Here is a 19,319-nt window from a genome sequence, read left to right as displayed (position 1 = left end):
ATGTCAAGAATAGCAAAAAAACCAGTAGAACTCGTTTCAGGTGTTTCAGTTGATATTAAAGATCAAACTATAACCGTTAAAGGTCCTAAGGGGTCTGCATCAATGCAAGTTCATAGAGATGTTGATGTTAAAGAAGAAAATGGTGCATTAGTTTTTTCTCCAAAAAATGATATGGCAATACCGTTGACAGGAACAATGAGAGCATTGGTTAACAACATGGTTGTGGGGTTGACTGATGGTTATAGCAGAAAATTAGAACTTGTTGGTGTTGGTTACAGAGCCTCCATGCAAGGTAATGATTTGAAACTGGCTTTAGGTTTTTCACATGATGTGGTTTACAAAGCACCTGAAGGAATTAGTTTTGAAGTTTCAAAAAATCAGACTGAAATCGTCGTTACCGGAACAGATAAACAAGTGTTGGGACAAGTTTGTGCTGAAATCAGAGCATACAGACCACCAGAGCCTTATAAAGGTAAAGGTGTCAGATATTCTGATGAAAGAGTTTTCAGAAAAGAAGCTAAGAAAGCTTAATTAATTAAAGTTTGAGTTAAAGTTATGAGTAGTACTAAAAAACAAGCAAGAATAAGAAGAGCAAAAAGCACGCGTGTAAAAATCCGTTCTTTGGAAATGCCTTCGTTATCAATTCACAGAACTGATAAAAACTTATACGCTCAAATTATTTCTGGTGACGGAACAAAAACTTTAGCAAGTGCATCATCACTTGAAAAAGGTTTGGTTGATGGTAAATCAGGAAAAAATATCGAAGCTGCAAAAATTATCGGTAAAGCGATTGCAGAACGCGCATTAAAAGCAGGTGTAGAAAAAGTTGCTTTTGATCGTTCGGGCTTTCTATATCATGGAAAAGTCAAAGCATTGGCTGAAGCAGCAAGAGAAGCAGGGTTAGGATTATAATTCTGACGCGATTTGAGTCAAAAGTTAAAGTAATTTAAAGATAAGGTAAAAATAAATGGCGAGCGTAGAAATCAATAAAGAAGATAACGACGGCTTGTTAGAGCGTTTGGTAGCTGTAAACAGGGTATCAAAGGTTGTAAAAGGTGGTCGTCAATTCAGTTTCACTGCACTAACTGTTGTTGGTGATGGAAACGGAAAAATCGGATTCGGATATGGTAAAGCGGGTGAAGTTCCTATTGCGATACAAAAAGCAATGGACAAAGCTCGTAAAAACATCATTCAGGTTGATCTGAAGGATGGAACACTTTGGCATCCAATCAAAGCAAAACATGCGGGTTCGAAAATCTATATGCAACCAGCGTCTGAAGGTACCGGAGTTATTGCAGGTGGTGCGATGCGTGCGGTATTTGATGTTGTCGGTGTTCAAAACGTATTGGCAAAATCTCAAGGATCTAACAATCCAATTAATCTGGTTAGAGCAACTGTAAATGGTTTGAAAGCGATGACATCGCCTGAAACTATTGCTTCCAAACGTGGTAAAACTGTAGAAGAGGTAATGTTGAATCATGGCTAAGCAAAAAACTATTAAAGTTACTCAAACTAAGAGTACAATCGGGGCTTTGTCCAATCATAAAGCATGTTTAAAAGGTTTAGGACTTCGTAAAATCAGACATACTGTTGAAGTTTTGGATACTCCTGAAAACAGAGGCATGATTAACAAAGCTATTCACTTATTAAAAGTAGAAGAAGTTAAATAACTGAATAAGGGTGGATAGAGAAATGCGTTTAAATACAATTAAGCCTGCCGCTGGTAGTAAAAAAGTGGCAAAAAGAGTCGGCCGTGGAATTGGTTCTGGACTTGGTAAAACTTGTGGTAGAGGTCATAAAGGTCAAAAGTCACGTTCTGGTGGTTTCCATAAAGTAGGATTTGAAGGCGGTCAAATGCCATTGCAAAAAAGACTACCTAAAATTGGTTTCAGCTCTAGAATTGCTAAGAAAACCGGTGAAATCTGTTTGTATCACTTAGAAACATTGAATGTGGATACTGTTGATTTAGCACTTTTGAAAGAAAAAGGATTAGTAAAGTCATTCGTTCAAAAAGTTAAGGTTGTTAATACCGGTACTCTTTCTAAAGCAGTTAAAGTTGTTGGTCTGGTACCAACTAAAGGAGCGAAAGAAAGTATCGAAAAAGCAGGTGGTTCAGTCGAGTATTAGAAGTTATGTCAGCATCACAAGAACAAATCCAAAAAATGTTGGGGAATAAGAACAATCTCCAGGAACTCAAATCCAGAATTTGGTTCGTGGTTATTGCATTGATAGTATTCCGCCTTGGTTCATATATTCCGGTTCCGGGTGTGAATCCTAAAGTGTTATCACAGTTGTTGGAAACACAAGGTGGAGGCTTGCTTGATATGTTTAATATGTTCTCCGGTGGAGCATTGGGACGTTTCTCATTGTTCGCTTTGGGTGTGATGCCTTATATTACAACTTCTATTATTATCCAAATTCTAGGTCATACCGTACCTAAACTCAAAGAGTTAAAAAAGGAAGGAGAATCAGGTCGTAAGAAAATTAACCAATATACGCGTTATTTCACTGTAATATTGGCTGCATTCCAAGGCTATGCGATTTCTTTCTCTTTACAACAAATGGGTTCCAGCAATGGTGTAGCCGTTGTCCCAAATCCAGGTTTTGGATTTTTATTTCCTGCAACAGTAGCTCTAACTGGCGGAACAATGTTCTTGATGTGGCTGGGTGAACAAATTAGTGAAAGAGGTATCGGTAATGGTATCTCATTGATTATTTTCGCAGGTATTGTGGTCGGTCTTCCTGCGGCTATAGGCTCTACATTTTCTATGGTTTCAGAAGGAAATTTAAATGCCTTGGTTGCGTTATTGTTGCTTGTCATCGCACTAGGAATTACTTACTTTGTTGTGTTCGTTGAAAGGGCACAAAGAAGAATTACTATACAATATGCTCGCAGAGGTGGACGTACAGGAACATTGGCACAAAGCTCGTATTTACCTTTAAAAGTGAATATGTCTGGAGTTATTCCTGTTATCTTTGCATCCAGTTTAGTATTGTTTCCAGGCACATTAGCACAGTTTTTAGGTCAAAAAGACGGTTGGGGTTGGTTACTGGATGTTTCAGCTTGGTTGTCACCTGGTAATGTGTTGTACATGATTATGTTTGGTGGATTAATTGTCTGGTTTGCATTTTTCTATACAGCTCTGACTTTTGATCCGAATGAGATATCAGATAATTTAAAACGCTCCGGCGCAGTTGTTCCTGGAATTAGACCGGGAAGACATACGGCTGATTATATTGATAGTGTTACAACTAAAGTTACTTTCTGGGGAGCACTCTATTTATTGGGTGTGAGTTTAATGCCTCAGTTTATATTGAATATTTGGCAGGTTCCATTTGCCTTAGGCGGAACGTCATTATTGATTGTTGTAGTTGTTGCAATGGACTTCATGGCACAGTTACAAACACACTTAATGTCTGGTCAATACGATAGTTTGTTAAAGAAATCAAATTTAAAAAATTACGGTAAATCTGGAGTACAAAGACGCTAATTCCAATTAGGAATTAGTTTATTTTTTACTTAGTAAACAACTCTAAACAACGTGCGTAATGCGTTAATTAAGATAAGATTTAGAGAAAATAAAAATTTTAATTGGTGAAATTGATAGTAATGTCATTAATTAAGAATTATTAAACAAAATGTGATAAAAGACACGGGCTTTGTTGCCTGTTTGTCTTTTGTTGCGTATAATGCACGGCTTTTTGAGCCAGAGTAGCACTTTAGCTAGAAGTTGTATGTAGAAAAATCAACTGGCTAAAAAGTTTAAATTAAAGTTATTAGGAGAGTTAAATGGCGCGTATAGCAGGTGTCAATATACCGGTTTATAAACATGCCTGGATTGGTCTGACGAGCATTTACGGCATCGGTAGAACCAGAGCATATCAAATCTGTGAAAATGCAGGTATAAATCCAACGACCAAGGTCAAAGACTTGGATGAGGACTCACTGGAAAAAGTTCGTGGTGAAGTTGCAAAATTTACTGTGGAAGGTGACTTGCGCAGGGAAGTTGCAATGGATATAAAACGTTTGATGGATCTTGGCTGTTATCGTGGTTTAAGACACAGAAGAGGTTTGCCTTGCAGAGGTCAAAAAACCAAAAACAATGCACGCACAAGAAAAGGTCCGAAAAGACCTATCAAGAAATAAATAGATTACGAGAAAAGTTATGGCTAGACCTCAAAAAACCAAGAAGAAAATTAAAAGAACCGTTGTGGATGGAATTGCACACGTTCATGCTTCATTTAATAACACAATTATAACTCTTACAGATAGACAAGGTAATGCTCTTTCATGGGCAACTGCCGGTGGTGCTGGATTCAGAGGTTCAAGAAAAAGTACTCCATTTGCTGCACAGATTGCTGCAACAAATGCGGGAAAAGAAGCTCAAGAATATGGCTTGAAAAATTTAGAAGTTCGCATTAAAGGTCCTGGTCCGGGTCGTGAATCTTCAGTACGAGCATTGCATGGTTTGGGTTACAGAATAACAAACATCCTTGATGTGACTCCAATTCCACATAATGGTTGTCGCCCATCGAAAAAACGCAGAGTGTAAGGAGAATAAATAATGGCAAGATATATTGGTCCAACTTGTAAACTAGCAAGACGTGAAGGAACAGACTTAATGCTGAAATCTCCTGCGCGTGCAGTAGAAACAAAATGTAAATTGGAACAACTACCGGGTCAACATGGTGCAACTATGCGTCGTGGAAAACCAACAGATTACGCAGCACAGTTACGTGAAAAGCAAAAAGTACGTCGTATTTACGGTGTTTTGGAAAAACAATTCAGAAACTACTATAAAAAAGCGGCTCGCCAAAAAGGGGCAACTGGTGAAAACCTGTTGAAACTTCTAGAGTCTAGACTGGATAACGTCGTTTATAGAATGGGATTTGGTGTAACTAGAAGTGAAGCCAGGCAATTAGTTTCACATAAAGCAATCGAAGTGAATGGTAAAGCGTGTAATATTCCTTCTTACCATGTACAAGAAGGTGATGTGATTTCTATTCGCGAAAAAGCAAAAAAACAACTTAGAATTCAAGATGCGCTAAATATTTGGCAAGAAATGAATCTTTTTGCAGACTGGGTATCAGTAGATGCAAAAGCGATGTCAGGAACCTTTAAGTCTGTTCCTTCAAGAGATGAGTTGCCAGCTGAGATTAATGAAAATCTCATCGTGGAATTGTATTCTAAATAATTAACTGAAGAGGTATATCTTATGTCAGATGTCTTGACTAAGTTATTGCGACCTAAAGTTGTTGCAGTAAAAGAAGAATCCGGCAATCGTGCTGAGATTGTGATTGAACCGCTTGAAAGAGGTTTTGGTCATACACTGGGAAATGCTTTCAGAAGAATTTTGCTTTCTTCAGTTCCGGGTTACGCAATCACTGAAGTAAAAATTGATGGCGTTGCTCATGAATTTTCAACAATTGAAAATGTTAAAGAAGACGTTGTTGAAATTTTATTGAACTTGAAAAGTGTAGCCTTTAGAGTAACAGGTGTCAGCTTAACTGATTTTGAAGTGTCATTGTCAAAATCGGGAGCTGGAGTAGTCACTGCCGGTGATATTCAAGTTGCAGAAGGTGTTGAAATTGCAAACCCAAACCATGTTATTTGTAACTTGGCCGGTAAAGCATCTATCAACATGACAATGAGAGTTAAGCAAGGAATTGGTTACGAGCCTGCGATTCAATCAGCGAAGAGCGAAGATACACGCTCAATTGGTTCATTGATGTTGGATGCCAGTTTCTGCCCAATCAAACGTGTTTCTTATGATGTCGAAAATGCTCGAGTCGAACAAAGAACAAATCTTGATAAATTGATTTTGAATATCAACACCAATGGTTCAATTACTGCTGAAGAAGCTGTACAAACAGCTGCCAGAATTTTGATTGAACAAATGGCTGTTTTTGTCGACTTTGAAATGACTTCACCGGTTGAAGAAGAGTCAGAAGAAGAAAAACTGAATCCGATTCTGTTGAAACCAATTGATGAATTGGAATTAACTGTCAGATCTGCAAATTGTTTGAAAGCAGAAAACATTCAGTATATTGGTGATCTTATTCAAAGAACTGAAGTTGACTTGTTGAAAACTCCAAATTTGGGTAAGAAATCATTGAACGAAATTAAAGCAGTGCTTGCAGAGATGGGATTGAATTTTGGTGTCAGATTAGAAAACTGGCCTCCGGCTTCAATCAGAACTGTCGAGCGTTTGCTGGGATAACGAAATAATTAGGAAGTGGTGAAATAAAATGCGTCATAGAAAATCAGGTCGTCAGTTAAATAGAAACAGTAGCCATCGCAAAGCGATGTTCAAAAATATGGCTGCTTCTTTATTTGAACATGAATTAATAAAAACAACATTGCCTAAAGCTAAAGAATTGCGTCGTGTAGCTGAGCCATTGATTACTATTTCAAAAAATGATAGTGTGGCAAACAGAAGATTGGCTTTTTCACGCCTTGGTCGTAAAGATGTTGTGAAAAAACTATTTGAAGAGCTGGGAAGCAGATATGAAAAACGTCCCGGTGGTTATTTAAGAATTTTGAAGTGTGGTTATCGTAGCGGCGATAACGCGCCTATGGCTTATGTCGAACTTGTTGATCGTCCAAGGCCAAATCAGGTTTCTGATTCAGACAGCTAAAATTGCTTAAATTAGTTTAGAAACCCGGTCAAAAGCCGGGTTTTTTTTCAACAGAGAAAATGAAATGAATATTAAATCCTCACGATTTCTGAGTTTCCTGGCTTTCTTTACAACCGTACTGATGCTCTCCTATGCATACTACGAACAGTATGTTAACGGACTCAATCCATGTCCGTTATGTTTAGTGCAAAGATTTATTATTTTGATAATTGGCGTTCTATTTTTAATCACTTTTATCTTTAATCCGCAAAAGAGAATGAAAACCATCAGTGGAATTGTCATCACTCTTATCAGTTTAACGGGTGCTTTTGTTTCAGCATGGCATGTGAGAATGCAGCATTTGCCACCCGATGAAATCCCGGATTGTGGACCGGGACTGGAATACATGGTTCAAAATTTTCCAATAGGTACTATTTTCAAAAATTTATTCACCGGCTCCGGGCAATGTGCTGAAATTGATTGGCAGTTTCTAGGCTTATCAATGCCGGCATGGACTTTTGTTTGTTTTGTTGGATTTCTAATTTACACAATCATTTGGATGAGGATTAAAAATGACTGAATTAAACTGGACACCTGAAAGCTGGAAGAATAAACAAATTCTGCAGCAGGCAAATTACACGGACGCTGCAAAACTAAATTCAGCTATCGAAAAACTTAGTGATTTACCACCATTAGTCACTTCATGGGAAATCTTTAACCTAAAAAAGAAACTGGCAGAAGTTCAGGATGGTGAGAGGTTTTTAATTCAAGGTGGTGACTGTGCAGAAAGTTTTGAAGATTGCAGCTCGCCTATTATTTCTAATCGCCTAAAAGTTTTATTGCAAATGAGTTTGGTTTTAATTCATGGATTGAAGAAGCCGGTTGTAAGAATTGGACGTTTTGCAGGTCAATATGCTAAACCTCGTTCCAGTGATTTGGAATCCAAAGATGGAATTGAACTACCCTCGTATCGTGGCGATTTGGTCAACAAAATCAATTTTGATGAAGCATCAAGAGTACCAGATCCTGAAAGAATGATTCAAGGACATGCATCATCAGCGATGACATTGAATTTCGTAAGAGCTTTGATTGATGGTGGTTTTGCAGATATTCGTCATCCGGAATACTGGAATTTAGCATGGATTGAACATTCAGGACAATCCACTGAATATCAGGATATGATGAAAAAAATTAGCGAGTCCATTAACTTTGCTGAAACTCTTGCCGGACGCCGCTTAGGAAATCTGTCACGAGTGGACTTTTTTACCTCACATGAGGCATTACATTTGCACTATGAACAAGCTCTCACACGCAAAGTTCCTAGACAAGAAGGTTGGTTTAATTTGAGCACCCATTTTCCTTGGATTGGATTAAGAACCAATCAGTTGGAAAGCGCTCACGTTGAATTATTGAGAGGAATACAGAACCCAATTGGAGTTAAGGTTGGAAAAGAAACTTCAAAGGAGCATTTGATTGGTCTATGTAAAACTTTAAATCCGAACAATGAAAAAGGAAAGTTAACGCTTATTCATCGTTTTGGTTCTGACAATATTGAGAAGCACTTACCGAATATGATTCAAATCTTGAAAGAAGAAGGAATTGGAGTTATCTGGTGTTGTGATCCAATGCACGGAAATACCGAAAGCACATCCAACGGTTTCAAAACCAGAAAATTTGAAAAAATTAAAAAAGAAGTTGAGTTGGCTATGGAGATTCACAAATCTGAGAATTCAATTCTTGGTGGTGTGCATTTGGAGCTCACCGGTGAAAATGTCACCGAGTGTTTAGGTGGAGCCAGAGAGTTGAATGAAAAAGATTTGGAAAGGGCCTATAAAACTCAGGTGGATCCAAGGTTGAATTATGAACAATCTTTGGAAATGGCAATGGCAATTGTCAGTAAATCGAATAATCAATAAAACAATTTATTAAACTATAAATCATAAGGGGATTATCATGGGGAATATTTCTGTTCACTCTGAAATTGGCAGGCTGAATACGGTAATCATTCATCAGCCGGGTGTTGAGATGGAAAATATGACGCCGGCAACAGCACAAGAAGTTTTATATGATGACATTCTGAATCTGGATTTAGCACTTGAAGAGCATCGTCAATTGACCGGTGTTCTCCGTCGTGTTGCAAAAGTTCATGAATTTTCTGATTTGTTATGTGATATTCTCAAAGACGACAAAATCAAACTTCAAGTTGTCAAAGATGTTTGTAATTTGTATGGTTATCCTGAGTTAGTCGACGACTTGATGCAACTGGAAGCATATCACCTGTCTCAACAATTTTTCACCGGAACCATACTCGAAAAAAACACTCTTGAGCGTTTTATCAGTAAGTCACGCCATGCGATTCCGCCTTTACCAAACGCTTTTTTTACTCGTGATGCAGTCATGTGCGTTTATGAGAATGTGATTATTGGTTCAATGGCACACAAAGTCAGGTTAACAGAAGCAATGCTTTTGCGTTATATTTTTAAACATCATCCAGCTTTAGGAGTCGATGACTTTTATTACGACGGAAGTCGTAAGTTGTCTGATGAAGTGACAGTGGAAGGCGGTGATATCTTAGTTATTAAAGAAGACTTGCTTATAGTTGGGTTTAGTGAAAGAACCTCAGCGAAAGCGATTGATCGATTGGCTCGTGAAATGTCGCATAATAAGGAAAAATTCGATATTTTGGTTGTTAACTTGCCAAAAATCAGAGCAACAATTCACCTTGATATGATTTTCACAATGCTGGATGTTGATAAGTTCATGGTTTATCCACCATTGGTAACTGGTCCAAATAAATGTAAAGTATTCAGAATGCAATGCAGCCAAGGAAATATCAATTCAATTACTGAGTACTCAGGTTTACCAAAGGCCATGCGTGCCTTGGGACTTGAAGCTCAATTCATCAATTGTGGTGGTAACAGTTCGTTTATGCAGGAGCGTGAACAATGGACCAGTGGTGCCAACTTTTTTACATTTGCTCCCGGTCATGTCATCGGTTACATGCATAATAAGGAAACTTTCAACGAATTGAGTAAAGCCGGTTTTGAAGTGATATCTGCTTGTGATGTCATTACCGACAAAAAATCCCTGGATCCTGCAAGATTACAAGCAATTGCAATGGAAGGAGCAGAACTCAGCCGTGGTGGAGGAGGGTGTCGCTGTATGACAATGCCTGTCCATCGAGAAAAAGTAAACTGGTAATATTCCAATATTTTTTACTTTTTTATCTTGTTGGTTATGAATACAGATGACTTCCGTTTCATTGTATGAAAAATTGTTAATGAGACATCTGTCTCAATACCAATGGAATTAACAGATTAGACTTTTTCATTTCTATAATATAACAATAGCTATTTTTGGAGTGACCAATTAATAATAAGAAAAAAAGGGGATTGAATGTATTTTTACTGGTGATTGCCACTTCAGTTGCACTTTTTATTCTGAATTATTTCTTTTATCAAACAAAAAGCAATATTGAATATTTCGAAGTTCTGGCAAATTCTATTCTGATTGCCACTACATTTTATTTGATTTATATCACACAGAGAAATAGCACTAACAAAAGTGGATTTTATTATTACACATCAATTGGCTTTGCTTTCTTATATTTTGCACTGCTAATTTTGACACTCGACCATATTTATGAATATAACAAAGATGTTGTAAAGATAGCGGTTAAGCTCCTTTTTGTTTTTGGTTATAGTTTACTGGCAATTGGAGTGTCAAAATGGGTGCGATATAACGAAATGCGACAAGGAGAGTTGGCAGTTCAGGCAAGTACCGATGAACTTACAGGAATTCTCAATCGACGCTCTTTTACCAGTTTTATTAAACTGGAATTCATAAACGCAAAGAAAAATTTCAGCCCTTTTTCACTGGCAATCATTGATATTGACTATTTTAAGCAAGTCAACGATGAATACGGACATTTGGTTGGCGATGAGATTTTAATTGATTTGGCAAATTTCATGAAAAGTTCATTTCGTTCAACCGATAAGGTTTGTCGTTGGGGTGGAGAAGAGTTTGCAATTCTACTACCGGGAACCAGTTTACCGAATGCTGTTTCAGCGATTGATCATTTTCGCCAAAAGATTGAGAGTCATGAGTATCAATCTTCCTCAAATACGATAAAATACACCATTAGTGCCGGAGTTTCTGAGTCATTGACAATTGATAAAACTATTGATGACCTCATAAAACGGGCTGATGAAGCACTTTATAAGGCAAAAAACAGCAACCGGAATTGCGTTCGTTCTGTTCGTAGTTAATTAAATAAAACCTCAATATGGCAATCATTTCATTTATAGATGTTTCCTTGGATTTTGGTGCAAACCCAATCCTGGATCAGGTGAGTTTCAGTATCGATCCCGGAAGCAAAGTTTGTTTGATAGGACGAAACGGCGAAGGCAAATCAACGCTCATGAAGATGCTTTCAGGACAAATAGTTGCTGAGCATGGAGAAATTCGCCTTCACAACTCTGCAACTGTTTCAATGATGGAACAGAATGTCCCCATTGCAGAAGACACCGACGATGTCTATGCATTAGTTGCAAAAGCTCTTGGTGAACCCGGTGAGAATATCATTGCCTATCATGAAGCCTTAAAACACAATGATACTGATAAAATTGACCAAATTGGACAAAAGCTAACTATTGATGACTCTTGGGATTTACTCAATAAAATTGACAATATCATTTCACAATTAAACCTCAATGGTGATGAAAATTTCAATCAATTATCAGGTGGAGTCAAACGTCGTGTGGTATTGGCACGAGCTTTAGTGCAAAATCCCGACTTGCTTTTACTGGATGAACCAACAAACCATCTGGATATTGAAACCATTGAATGGCTGGAAAAGTTCATCAAGAATCTTTCGGTTGCGGTCTTGTTTGTTACTCATGACAGATCATTTCTGAGAAACCTTGCTGACAGTATTCTGGAACTGGATCGGGGGAAAATTTATACCTACAACTGCGACTATGAAAAATATCTGGTACATCGGGATGAACGACTGAATGCCGAAGAAAAGGAAAACGAAAGATTCGATAAAAAGCTCGCCAAAGAAGAGGTCTGGATTCGTCAGGGAATCAAAGCCAGACGCACAAGAAATGAGGGCAGGGTTCGTGATTTAAAAAAAATGCGGCTTATCAGAGGACAAAGAAGAACCATCGGTAATAACGCCCAAGCAACAGTGAATGTTGCTGAACAATCTGGTAAAAAAGTAATTACGGCTCACAACATTAGTTGTCGATTTGAAGATAAGGTGCTTTTTGAAGGGTTTTCCGCCAAAATCCGCAGAGGTGATAAGATTGGAATCATCGGGAAAAATGGAGTCGGCAAGACAACATTAGTGAATATGCTTTTAGGAATGATTCCACCACACAGTGGCAGTGTTAAACATGGAATCGGCTTGGAAATATCCTACTTTGATCAGCTAAAAAGCCAAATTAACCTCGAAGACACCGTCGCCAATAATCTCAATCTTGGAACGGACCAGATTCTAATCAATGGAAAACCTAAACACGTTATTTCCTATTTGCAGGATTTCTTATTTAGCCCACAAAAAATAATGGCTCCGGCAAAAGTATTATCCGGTGGTGAACGCTCTCGTTTGCTCTTAGCACGATTGTTCGCACGACCGGCTAATGTTTTGGTACTGGATGAGCCAACCAATGATTTGGATATAGAAACTCTGGATTTGTTGCAAGAGCAACTTTTTGACTTTCCCGGAACGGTTTTGATTATCAGCCATGATCGAAATTTCATCGACAATATCGCCACACAGACCTATGTTTTTGAAGGCAATGGAAAAGTGCAGGAATATATTGGCGGTTATCAGGATTACCTAAGACAAAGAGCGGATGAAAACAATGAAAAACCAACACAAATAGCTCCATCTAAAGTTGAGCCTACAAAATCTAAAACCCAACTAAGTTCAAAAAACAAACTCAGTTTTAATGAGCAATACGAACTCAAAAATCTCCCTCAGGAAATAGAAAAACTCGAAGCTGATTTAGAAAAAATCAATGCTCAAATGATGGAAGCCGGTTTTTATCAACAAGAGGCAGATGTGGTACAAAGAATCACTCAGGAACATAAAACGATTAGTAAAATACTTGAGCAAAAATATCAACGATGGGATATACTTGAACAGTAAAATTGAAAGTTCACCATAGAAATATCAAATAAATTTGATCAAAAGAGAGAAATTAAGAAATGAAATATCTTTGCTTCCTGTTCTTTGTCATTGTTTTACAATCGCATGCTTCTGACTTATCAGAACAATTATTCGAAGGTTTTGAACCTACAAATAATGAAAAGCTATTAACTGAAACAAATAGACTATCAACTTTATCCGGTACTGCTTCTCTTTCAGGAGTTTTGTATGATGCTGATTCCGGCGAATTGATACCGGATAATACCAATATGAGTCTGAGTATCATTGGCAGAGTTGATGAAACTGATTCTTGGGGTTATATTCAATCTGTCAATGTTGAAAACTCGGTTTTTGAATTTAATGATTTAGCTGATGGTCAATATTTAATTTCGGTTAGTAATAAGTCTTTTGAGCCCGATATTAATGAACCTACGTATTATTTGCCTACTTTATGGCATGCCAATTATGAGCGAACTCAGAGCTACTATCCACAACCTCCGATGGAAAGCATTATCAATATCGAAAATGGAGAATCAAAACAAGATATTGATTTTCGACTGGCTCCAGCTGCTTTATTGGTGATAACTGATAATGATAATAATGGTGAATACTTTCTTGGTGCATATATATTAGATTCAGAGAATCAAATGCAAACAGCTGTTTCATATACGAGACAAGATTTTGCAAATGGTGTTGTAAATACGCAAAGAATGTTATACCAATATTTACCTCAGGGTGAATATAAGTTTTTTGTAACTTCACATCAACCCTTTGCTAATAATACAATTACACAACAGGACACATATGTTGGTTATATTTACGGTTTTGGTGATTGTTATGTATGTTGGTTAGAAATTGAAGCGGGAAAAGGAGAAGTTATTACTCTTAGTAAATTCGAAAAAAAGACTGTTAATATTCAAAGAAATCACGGGGCTACAATATCTGGAAAAATTAGTTTTGAGGGAAGTGAGTATCAAGATGGTAACATTGCTACTGTGCATTTGAGGAGTTCTTATCGTAACTTTTTAAATTCATACACTTTGTATCTTGATTTGAATGAACAAAACTATGTAGATTATAAGTTTTCAGGGCTTGCTGAGGGAGAGTATTTCTTGTCTGCAATGAAAAATGACTATACTCGCAAATCATATAAAGATTTGGACTGTCTCTATCATGAATGTTTGACAAGTTATGATTTGTATCCGATAAGGGTGTCTAAAAGAGAAAATTTAACCGGTGTTGATATGTTATTAAAAACACCAGGTGTAAAGATAAAAGGTTCAATCGTAGACAATCAAACAGGAGAGATGTTGCTCGATGACGATACACAGTACTCCTATGACCTTGTTGAAGTTTATGATGAAAATTTAAATTATGTTGGCGGTAATTATGACTATGAGGGTTCGGGATACTATTGGACGAGCAGAATTCCACCCGGGAGATATTATATCAAGACTGGATTTAGCAGCCTGAACGCATCCAACAGAAACTATGTCAATCAAATATTTCCTGGTGTTGAATGTGAAGGAAATAACTGTGATTTTTCCAAAGCTCAACTCGTCGAGTTAAGTCTTGATGAACCAGAGACTATTGTTAATTTCAGGTTGAACTCTGCAAAATCAATTTCAGGTCGCGTTATTGATGAGACTGATAATTCAGGAATAAAGGATATGTTGGTTGTTGTATTAAATGAACAGGAAGAATTTGTTGATGTAACCAAAACAGACTCTGAAGGGAACTATAAGTTAAAGGGATTAAAATCAGGAAATTACTATGTAAGAACAAATAATGGAAGTAGAAAAGTCCTCAAAGGAGAATTGCGAAATTTGAATCCGGAGAAAGCCTACAGAGATAAATTATATCCGAATATTGACTGTGGAAGCTCATGTAATATTAGCGAAGCTAGTTTAATCAATATTCCCGATGTGGATGTTGAAAATATTAATTTCTCTCTTACTAAAGGTAGTTCGATAGAAGGACAAGTGAAAGACAATTTCAGAGATATTGCAATTAAACATGTAGAAGTAAAAATATATTCAGAGTCCGGTGAATATCTTGAAAGTTATTTCACTGATAATTCAGGTTTTTACAAAACATCTGCTCTAGAACCAGGTACATACAAAATTATTACAAATAATGAGAGACACTATGTGAATCAGGCCTATGGTGGGAATAATTGTGGAATTTCAGAATGTGATGTAAGTTTATCAGAAATAGTCACTGTAACAGATATCAATATTTCTGGAATTGATTTTAGTCTTATGCCTGGGACACATTATTATCCTGATTTGAATGGATTATGGAATAACCCAGAGCAGTTCGGGCATGGGGTACAAATGGAAGTACTTAAACAAAATGGATATCCAGTATTGTTTATCTCATGGTACACCATGAGTGAGGGTGTACCAATTTGGTTGACCGGCACAGGCCCGCTGAATAAAGATCTTGCTTATGTAGATTTATATATTACTGACGGAGCAAGTTTTCCACCTAATTTTGAAAGTGAAGACGTGAATGCAAATCCTTGGGGATTGATGACAATAAATTTTAATAGTTCTAATCATGCTGAAATTTCATGGGATTCTTATTTAGAAGGATTTGAAGATGGTTCGTTGATGTTAAGAAAATTCACATACTTATCTGATTTCAAGAGAAGCAATGGGACAATAGATGCTTGTCTTAGTGGCTCATTTTATAATAGGGATCAAAGTGGTCATGGAATTATAGTTGAAATACTGGGAGGTAATGCAGAAAGAGTGCTGATGACATGGTTTACTTATAAAGATGGTGAACAATTTTGGCTATTAGGGAATGGTACAGTTGATGAGAATAAAGTTACCTTGTCGTCTCTCTATACAACAGGAACAGACTTCCCTCCTTATTTTGATTCAAATCAGGTTCAGGTTAAAGAGTGGGGAGAGATTGAGCTTATCAAACTGAGCAATAACGAGATAAAAATGAAATGGACTCCCAATGTCGAACATTATGGTTTTGGAGAAGGTGAAATTGTGATGAATAGATTAACAAAAATAACAGGTATGAACTGTAGTTATTAAAACTTTATATTTCTTCGTGTTATCATTCAGACATGAAAATATCCATCGTTGCCAGTCGCTCGCAAAAAGCCCAAAATTCTCTGCGAATTCTGAAAAAGAAATATAGCGAATTTATCACTTCCTTTGAAGAAGCCGACGTCATAGTGGCATTGGGCGGTGATGGTTTTATGCTTCATACCTTGCATCGTTTTATTCCAAACTCCAAGTCGGTTTTTGGGATGCGAAGAGGTACAGTTGGTTTTTTGATGAATCGCTACTCCGATGACGATTTAATTGACAGAATCAAAAGCTCACAAGTCACAAATTTACATCCTTTGAAAATGGAAGCTACAACCACCAAAGGGAAACGCTATGAGGCATTGGCAATAAACGAAGTTTCATTACTAAGACAAACCCGTCAATCAGCACGAATCACAGTTTATATCAATGAGCAATTAAAAATCGAACAATTAGTCGGCGACGGCATTATGGTCGCCACACCTGCTGGTTCTACCGCTTACAATTTGTCAGCACATGGTCCTGTATTGCCTTTGGGCTCGGACATTTTAGCATTAACGCCCATCAGTCCTTTTCGTCCCAGGCGTTGGAAAGGAGCGGTGATTCCGGCAAGTGCAAAAGTGCGATTCAGCATTCAGGATTGCGGTAAACGTCCGGTGAGTGCGACTGCTGATAATTTTGAAGTCAGGGATGTTGATTGCGTACAAATTTACGAAGACAAATCCGTCAAACTGAAATTGCTTTTTGACCCGGAACATAATCTCGAAGATCGAATCATCAATGAGCAATTCATCATCTAAGTCAAAGGATAAGCTTGTTTACAATCCGTTTCTGGTGATTGCGGTTTCCTCAAGAACCTTGTTTGATCTAAGTGATGAGCATGAGATTTATTTAAACAAAGGTGTCGATGAATATCGTCATTTTCAACTTGAGCATGAAGATGAAGCCTTAAAACCCGGTGTTGCTTTTAATTTGGTCAGAAAACTTTTGGCAATTAAACATCCTGAAATTGGAACGCCGCTAGTCGAAGTGGTTCTGGTTTCCAGAAATAATGGTGATACGGGTTTGCGAATTTTTAACTCGATTCAACATTATGGGTTGTCGATAGAAAGAGCGGCTTTTTCCAATGGCAAGTCGCCTTATTCCTACCTGAAAGCATTTGGTGCTCATTTATTCTTGTCGGCTCATAACAAAGATGTTGAATTGGCATTGCAAGCCGGTTATGCATCGGCTCATTTAATGACTCGCAATATTGAGCTGGATTCAGATAGTGAATCTCAAGTCAAAATTGCTTTCGATGGGGATGCAGTGTTATTTTCCGATGAATCTGAAAAAATATACAAGCAACAAGGCTTGGAAGCATTTAAACAAAATGAACAAAAAAATGCTGAGATTCCGTTAAATGCAGGTCCGTTCAAGCCGTTTTTAATCGCACTTCATCAATTGCAATCGTTATTCAAAGTGGATGAAACTCCTATTCGCACCGCTTTAGTAACAGCTCGTTCTGCTCCTTCGCATAAACGTGTGATTCTGACCTTGAGAAAATGGGGAATTCGCATTGATGAAGCTCTGTTTCTGGGCGGCTTGGATAAATCTGAATTTTTGCAGGCTTTTAAAGCGGATATTTTCTTTGATGATCAACTGGTTTATGTCAAGTCAGCCAGTCGCAAAAAGCTGACAACCGGTCATGTTCCGCACGGAATCGCAAATAATCCTCCTAATTAGTTTTTTTCTGATTGAATAATTTCTTCAACGGTATAAAAAACTTTTTCAACTGAATTCTTGGCAAATTCATGATGTTTGTTATCTTGTTCAGAATAATTTGAAATAATTTCGACTGTCTTTCCAACAATCTTGACCTTACCTTGTTTAATTAACTCTTCCAAAATCGCTTTGTAAGTTAATGTGCCGGAAGCTCTGAGCTCACAGATGGTTTCAAAAGTGTTGAAAGAGCCTTTAAGCGGAACTTTTCCTGATTGATAATGCTTTTGTGAAGTCCACTTTAAATCTTCCAGAATCATTTTAAGTCTTTCAGGTTTGGAGTGCATGGCTTCACCACTAAGCAACTGCGGAATGTATCGCCTGTTGATTCCAGTACGGATTGACAATGTGACATTATTTGCTTGCGGATCATTGTTCTTAGCCTGCAAGACTAATTCTTCATCTAACAAAGTGAGGAAACGACTTCGAGAAAATCGAAACCTCAGAATTAGCTTAGCTATTGCTTGTGCTAAAACACGAAGAGTGTCGGAATCTGAATTTGTCGGTGAAGTGTTCATTTTGACTGCCCCTGAAATATGTGCAAATACACACACGAATTCTATTACAAATAAAATAAATGGCAAGAAACTGGCCAATAAAACAAATTTATTCCATTCAGCTTTCATTCATTGACATTTTTATAAACTGAGCACACTTCAATAAAACTCTATGAGGTAAGTTGTTATGAAAGCTGTAAAAAAATTATTATCAGGTATTGCGATTTTATCTTTGGCGACAGCGGTGAGTGCAGGACGTTATGATTCTGATTATTCCTATGCCAGAGTTGTCAATGTCGAACCCATTTATGAAACCTATCAGATTCCTCAGGAAACTCAAGTTTGTACAAGGGATAACAGATACGACAGAAATCATGGTGACTATCGCACCCAAAGAGCCAGTGGCGGTGGAGCTATTTTAGGCGCAATTATTGGTGGTGCTATCGGCAACCGTTTTGGCAAAGGCAATGGTCGCAAAGCATCAACAGCTGCAGGAGTTTTTGTGGGTGCAGCTATAGGAGCGAATGCGGAAAAACATAATCGTGACTATCGCTATGGTAACAATCGTCACGATAATCGTGGTGGCTATTGCTACACAGAGACTGAATACATTCCGGAGCAACGCATTGTTGGATACGATGTGGCTTATGAATATGATCGCAAAGTTTATCACACAACCATGCAAAACCATCCCGGTGAACGTGTGAGAGTCAGAGTTGACGTGCAAGTTGCTGAGTATTAACAAATAAAATTTATTTTATTATTATCGCTCCTCCCTTTGCCCTCGAAAGAGGGCATTTTTTTGAGTCATCCTGAGCGTTTTAAATAAACCTTGTCATTCTGTAAAAGTTTATTATCAGCCAAGTCATTGTTTTAGTATTTTTTTGCTCCTTTTGTTCGTGCAAAAGGAGCGCAAAAGCACGCCCCGAACTCTCAACCTTCGGTTTCCCTCAATATTTCCGAAAATTTGGCGAGGTATTTGAACTCGCTTCGCTCAGACATAAATACCTCGTAATTCCAAATTCTCAAAAATATTTTCGGTGAGAGTTAAGGGGGAATTATTGCTTCGTTGGGAATTTTACTAACACCCAAAGCAGCGGCGAGCGTTAGCGCGTCCAGACAGAAGGGCGATGCTGCCTTTGCTTGTTATATTTTTGTACAAACTTTGTATAGCACTCGTTACATAGCCAAGTACTACCCCCATAAAAATAGCCACTTGACTCTTCTTCATTA

Annotated in this window: 21 protein-coding genes; 20 read left to right on the top strand and 1 reads right to left on the bottom strand. The window is 37.6% G+C overall.

All coding sequences use genetic code 11. The annotated features are described in order from the left end of the window. From rplF to R3F25_02760, 19 genes are all read left to right on the top strand, one after another. Positions 1 to 531 (top strand): 50S ribosomal protein L6, encoded by a 531-nt coding sequence (gene rplF, locus R3F25_02850; protein MEZ5495756.1) that lies wholly within the window; start codon positions 1 to 3, stop codon positions 529 to 531. 24 nt (positions 532 to 555) lie between these two features. Next, complete coding sequence (gene rplR / locus R3F25_02845; protein MEZ5495755.1) at positions 556 to 912, top strand: 50S ribosomal protein L18; 357 nt, start codon at positions 556 to 558, stop codon at positions 910 to 912. A gap of 55 nt (positions 913 to 967) precedes the next feature. Beyond that, positions 968 to 1,486, top strand: a complete 519-nt coding sequence (gene rpsE / locus R3F25_02840) for a 30S ribosomal protein S5 (protein ID MEZ5495754.1) — start codon at positions 968 to 970, stop codon at positions 1,484 to 1,486. After that, positions 1,479 to 1,670: a 50S ribosomal protein L30 gene (gene rpmD / locus R3F25_02835; GenBank protein ID MEZ5495753.1), complete on the top strand. Its 192-nt coding sequence runs from the start codon at positions 1,479 to 1,481 to the stop codon at positions 1,668 to 1,670. The genes rpsE and rpmD overlap by 8 nt, the downstream gene beginning before the upstream one ends. A 22-nt stretch (positions 1,671 to 1,692) precedes the next feature. After that, positions 1,693 to 2,127, top strand: coding sequence for a 50S ribosomal protein L15 (gene rplO / locus R3F25_02830; protein MEZ5495752.1), 435 nt, complete (start codon positions 1,693 to 1,695; stop codon positions 2,125 to 2,127). A 5-nt stretch (positions 2,128 to 2,132) separates the two neighbouring features. Then, positions 2,133 to 3,491, top strand: coding sequence for a preprotein translocase subunit SecY (gene secY, locus R3F25_02825; GenBank protein ID MEZ5495751.1), 1,359 nt, complete (start codon positions 2,133 to 2,135; stop codon positions 3,489 to 3,491). Between the two features lie 299 nt (positions 3,492 to 3,790). Next, positions 3,791 to 4,147, top strand: coding sequence for a 30S ribosomal protein S13 (rpsM, locus tag R3F25_02820; GenBank protein MEZ5495750.1), 357 nt, complete (start codon positions 3,791 to 3,793; stop codon positions 4,145 to 4,147). Positions 4,148 to 4,166: 19 nt separating this feature from the next. Next, a complete protein-coding gene (gene rpsK, locus R3F25_02815) occupies positions 4,167 to 4,553 on the top strand; it encodes a 30S ribosomal protein S11 (GenBank protein MEZ5495749.1) in 387 nt (128 codons plus the stop codon). Positions 4,554 to 4,565: 12 nt separating this feature from the next. Further along, positions 4,566 to 5,195 carry a 30S ribosomal protein S4 gene (gene rpsD, locus R3F25_02810; GenBank protein ID MEZ5495748.1) on the top strand — a complete coding sequence of 210 codons (630 nt, stop codon included), beginning with the start codon at positions 4,566 to 4,568 and terminating at the stop codon, positions 5,193 to 5,195. Positions 5,196 to 5,216: 21 nt separating this feature from the next. Next, positions 5,217 to 6,221, top strand: a complete 1,005-nt coding sequence (rpoA, locus tag R3F25_02805) for a DNA-directed RNA polymerase subunit alpha (protein ID MEZ5495747.1) — start codon at positions 5,217 to 5,219, stop codon at positions 6,219 to 6,221. A gap of 28 nt (positions 6,222 to 6,249) precedes the next feature. Next, the gene (rplQ, locus tag R3F25_02800; GenBank protein MEZ5495746.1) at positions 6,250 to 6,639 is read left to right on the top strand and encodes a 50S ribosomal protein L17; all 390 of its coding nucleotides are present in this window, start codon (positions 6,250 to 6,252) and stop codon (positions 6,637 to 6,639) included. A gap of 64 nt (positions 6,640 to 6,703) precedes the next feature. Further along, positions 6,704 to 7,198 (top strand): disulfide bond formation protein B, encoded by a 495-nt coding sequence (locus tag R3F25_02795; protein ID MEZ5495745.1) that lies wholly within the window; start codon positions 6,704 to 6,706, stop codon positions 7,196 to 7,198. Beyond that, positions 7,191 to 8,534 carry a 3-deoxy-7-phosphoheptulonate synthase class II gene (locus R3F25_02790; GenBank protein ID MEZ5495744.1) on the top strand — a complete coding sequence of 448 codons (1,344 nt, stop codon included), beginning with the start codon at positions 7,191 to 7,193 and terminating at the stop codon, positions 8,532 to 8,534. Before R3F25_02795 ends, R3F25_02790 begins: the two co-directional genes overlap by 8 nt. Before the next feature lie 37 nt (positions 8,535 to 8,571). Continuing rightward, a complete protein-coding gene (locus R3F25_02785) occupies positions 8,572 to 9,819 on the top strand; it encodes an arginine deiminase family protein (GenBank protein MEZ5495743.1) in 1,248 nt (415 codons plus the stop codon). Positions 9,820 to 10,010: 191 nt separating this feature from the next. After that, positions 10,011 to 10,886 (top strand): GGDEF domain-containing protein, encoded by an 876-nt coding sequence (locus R3F25_02780; protein MEZ5495742.1) that lies wholly within the window; start codon positions 10,011 to 10,013, stop codon positions 10,884 to 10,886. 17 nt (positions 10,887 to 10,903) lie between these two features. Continuing rightward, positions 10,904 to 12,775, top strand: a complete 1,872-nt coding sequence (locus R3F25_02775; protein ID MEZ5495741.1) for an ATP-binding cassette domain-containing protein — start codon at positions 10,904 to 10,906, stop codon at positions 12,773 to 12,775. A gap of 59 nt (positions 12,776 to 12,834) precedes the next feature. Next, on the top strand, positions 12,835 to 15,831 hold the full coding sequence (locus R3F25_02770; GenBank protein MEZ5495740.1) for a carboxypeptidase-like regulatory domain-containing protein: 2,997 nt from the start codon (positions 12,835 to 12,837) through the stop codon (positions 15,829 to 15,831). Positions 15,832 to 15,863: 32 nt separating this feature from the next. Beyond that, entirely contained in the window at positions 15,864 to 16,628 is a 765-nt protein-coding gene (locus R3F25_02765; GenBank protein ID MEZ5495739.1) for an NAD kinase, read from the top strand. Then, a complete protein-coding gene (locus R3F25_02760) occupies positions 16,609 to 17,553 on the top strand; it encodes a 5'-nucleotidase (GenBank protein MEZ5495738.1) in 945 nt (314 codons plus the stop codon). The genes R3F25_02765 and R3F25_02760 overlap by 20 nt, the downstream gene beginning before the upstream one ends. On the opposite strand, the gene R3F25_02755 is transcribed toward R3F25_02760, so the two are convergent. After that, complete coding sequence (locus tag R3F25_02755; protein ID MEZ5495737.1) at positions 17,550 to 18,107, bottom strand: hypothetical protein; 558 nt, start codon at positions 18,105 to 18,107, stop codon at positions 17,550 to 17,552. The genes R3F25_02760 and R3F25_02755 overlap by 4 nt on opposite strands. Before the next feature lie 166 nt (positions 18,108 to 18,273). Here R3F25_02755 and R3F25_02750 point away from each other — a divergent pair, with 166 nt between their 5' ends. Next, positions 18,274 to 18,828, top strand: a complete 555-nt coding sequence (locus R3F25_02750; GenBank protein ID MEZ5495736.1) for a glycine zipper 2TM domain-containing protein — start codon at positions 18,274 to 18,276, stop codon at positions 18,826 to 18,828. The last annotated feature ends 491 nt before the right edge of the window (positions 18,829 to 19,319 follow it).

This window comes from Gammaproteobacteria bacterium (assembly GCA_041395445.1).
Taxonomy (GTDB): Bacteria; Pseudomonadota; Gammaproteobacteria; order Xanthomonadales; family Marinicellaceae; genus NORP309.
Note: the sequence above shows the minus strand (reverse complement) of the source record. Positions and strands in the feature narration are given on the sequence as shown.

Excerpts from the sequence above, each read along its gene's own strand:
- rplF (MEZ5495756.1), top strand. The coding sequence starts at position 1 with ATGTCAAGAATAGCAAAAAAACCAGTAGAACTCGTTTCAGGTGTTTCA.
- rplR (MEZ5495755.1), top strand. The coding sequence starts at position 556 with ATGAGTAGTACTAAAAAACAAGCAAGAATAAGAAGAGCAAAAAGCACG.
- rpsE (MEZ5495754.1), top strand. The coding sequence starts at position 968 with ATGGCGAGCGTAGAAATCAATAAAGAAGATAACGACGGCTTGTTAGAG.
- rpmD (MEZ5495753.1), top strand. The coding sequence starts at position 1,479 with ATGGCTAAGCAAAAAACTATTAAAGTTACTCAAACTAAGAGTACAATC.
- rplO (MEZ5495752.1), top strand. The coding sequence starts at position 1,693 with ATGCGTTTAAATACAATTAAGCCTGCCGCTGGTAGTAAAAAAGTGGCA.
- secY (MEZ5495751.1), top strand. The coding sequence starts at position 2,133 with ATGTCAGCATCACAAGAACAAATCCAAAAAATGTTGGGGAATAAGAAC.
- rpsM (MEZ5495750.1), top strand. The coding sequence starts at position 3,791 with ATGGCGCGTATAGCAGGTGTCAATATACCGGTTTATAAACATGCCTGG.
- rpsK (MEZ5495749.1), top strand. The coding sequence starts at position 4,167 with ATGGCTAGACCTCAAAAAACCAAGAAGAAAATTAAAAGAACCGTTGTG.
- rpsD (MEZ5495748.1), top strand. The coding sequence starts at position 4,566 with ATGGCAAGATATATTGGTCCAACTTGTAAACTAGCAAGACGTGAAGGA.
- rpoA (MEZ5495747.1), top strand. The coding sequence starts at position 5,217 with ATGTCAGATGTCTTGACTAAGTTATTGCGACCTAAAGTTGTTGCAGTA.
- rplQ (MEZ5495746.1), top strand. The coding sequence starts at position 6,250 with ATGCGTCATAGAAAATCAGGTCGTCAGTTAAATAGAAACAGTAGCCAT.
- R3F25_02795 (MEZ5495745.1), top strand. The coding sequence starts at position 6,704 with ATGAATATTAAATCCTCACGATTTCTGAGTTTCCTGGCTTTCTTTACA.
- R3F25_02790 (MEZ5495744.1), top strand. The coding sequence starts at position 7,191 with ATGACTGAATTAAACTGGACACCTGAAAGCTGGAAGAATAAACAAATT.
- R3F25_02785 (MEZ5495743.1), top strand. The coding sequence starts at position 8,572 with ATGGGGAATATTTCTGTTCACTCTGAAATTGGCAGGCTGAATACGGTA.
- R3F25_02775 (MEZ5495741.1), top strand. The coding sequence starts at position 10,904 with ATGGCAATCATTTCATTTATAGATGTTTCCTTGGATTTTGGTGCAAAC.
- R3F25_02770 (MEZ5495740.1), top strand. The coding sequence starts at position 12,835 with ATGAAATATCTTTGCTTCCTGTTCTTTGTCATTGTTTTACAATCGCAT.
- R3F25_02765 (MEZ5495739.1), top strand. The coding sequence starts at position 15,864 with ATGAAAATATCCATCGTTGCCAGTCGCTCGCAAAAAGCCCAAAATTCT.
- R3F25_02760 (MEZ5495738.1), top strand. The coding sequence starts at position 16,609 with ATGAGCAATTCATCATCTAAGTCAAAGGATAAGCTTGTTTACAATCCG.
- R3F25_02755 (MEZ5495737.1), bottom strand. The coding sequence starts at position 18,107 with ATGAACACTTCACCGACAAATTCAGATTCCGACACTCTTCGTGTTTTA.
- R3F25_02750 (MEZ5495736.1), top strand. The coding sequence starts at position 18,274 with ATGAAAGCTGTAAAAAAATTATTATCAGGTATTGCGATTTTATCTTTG.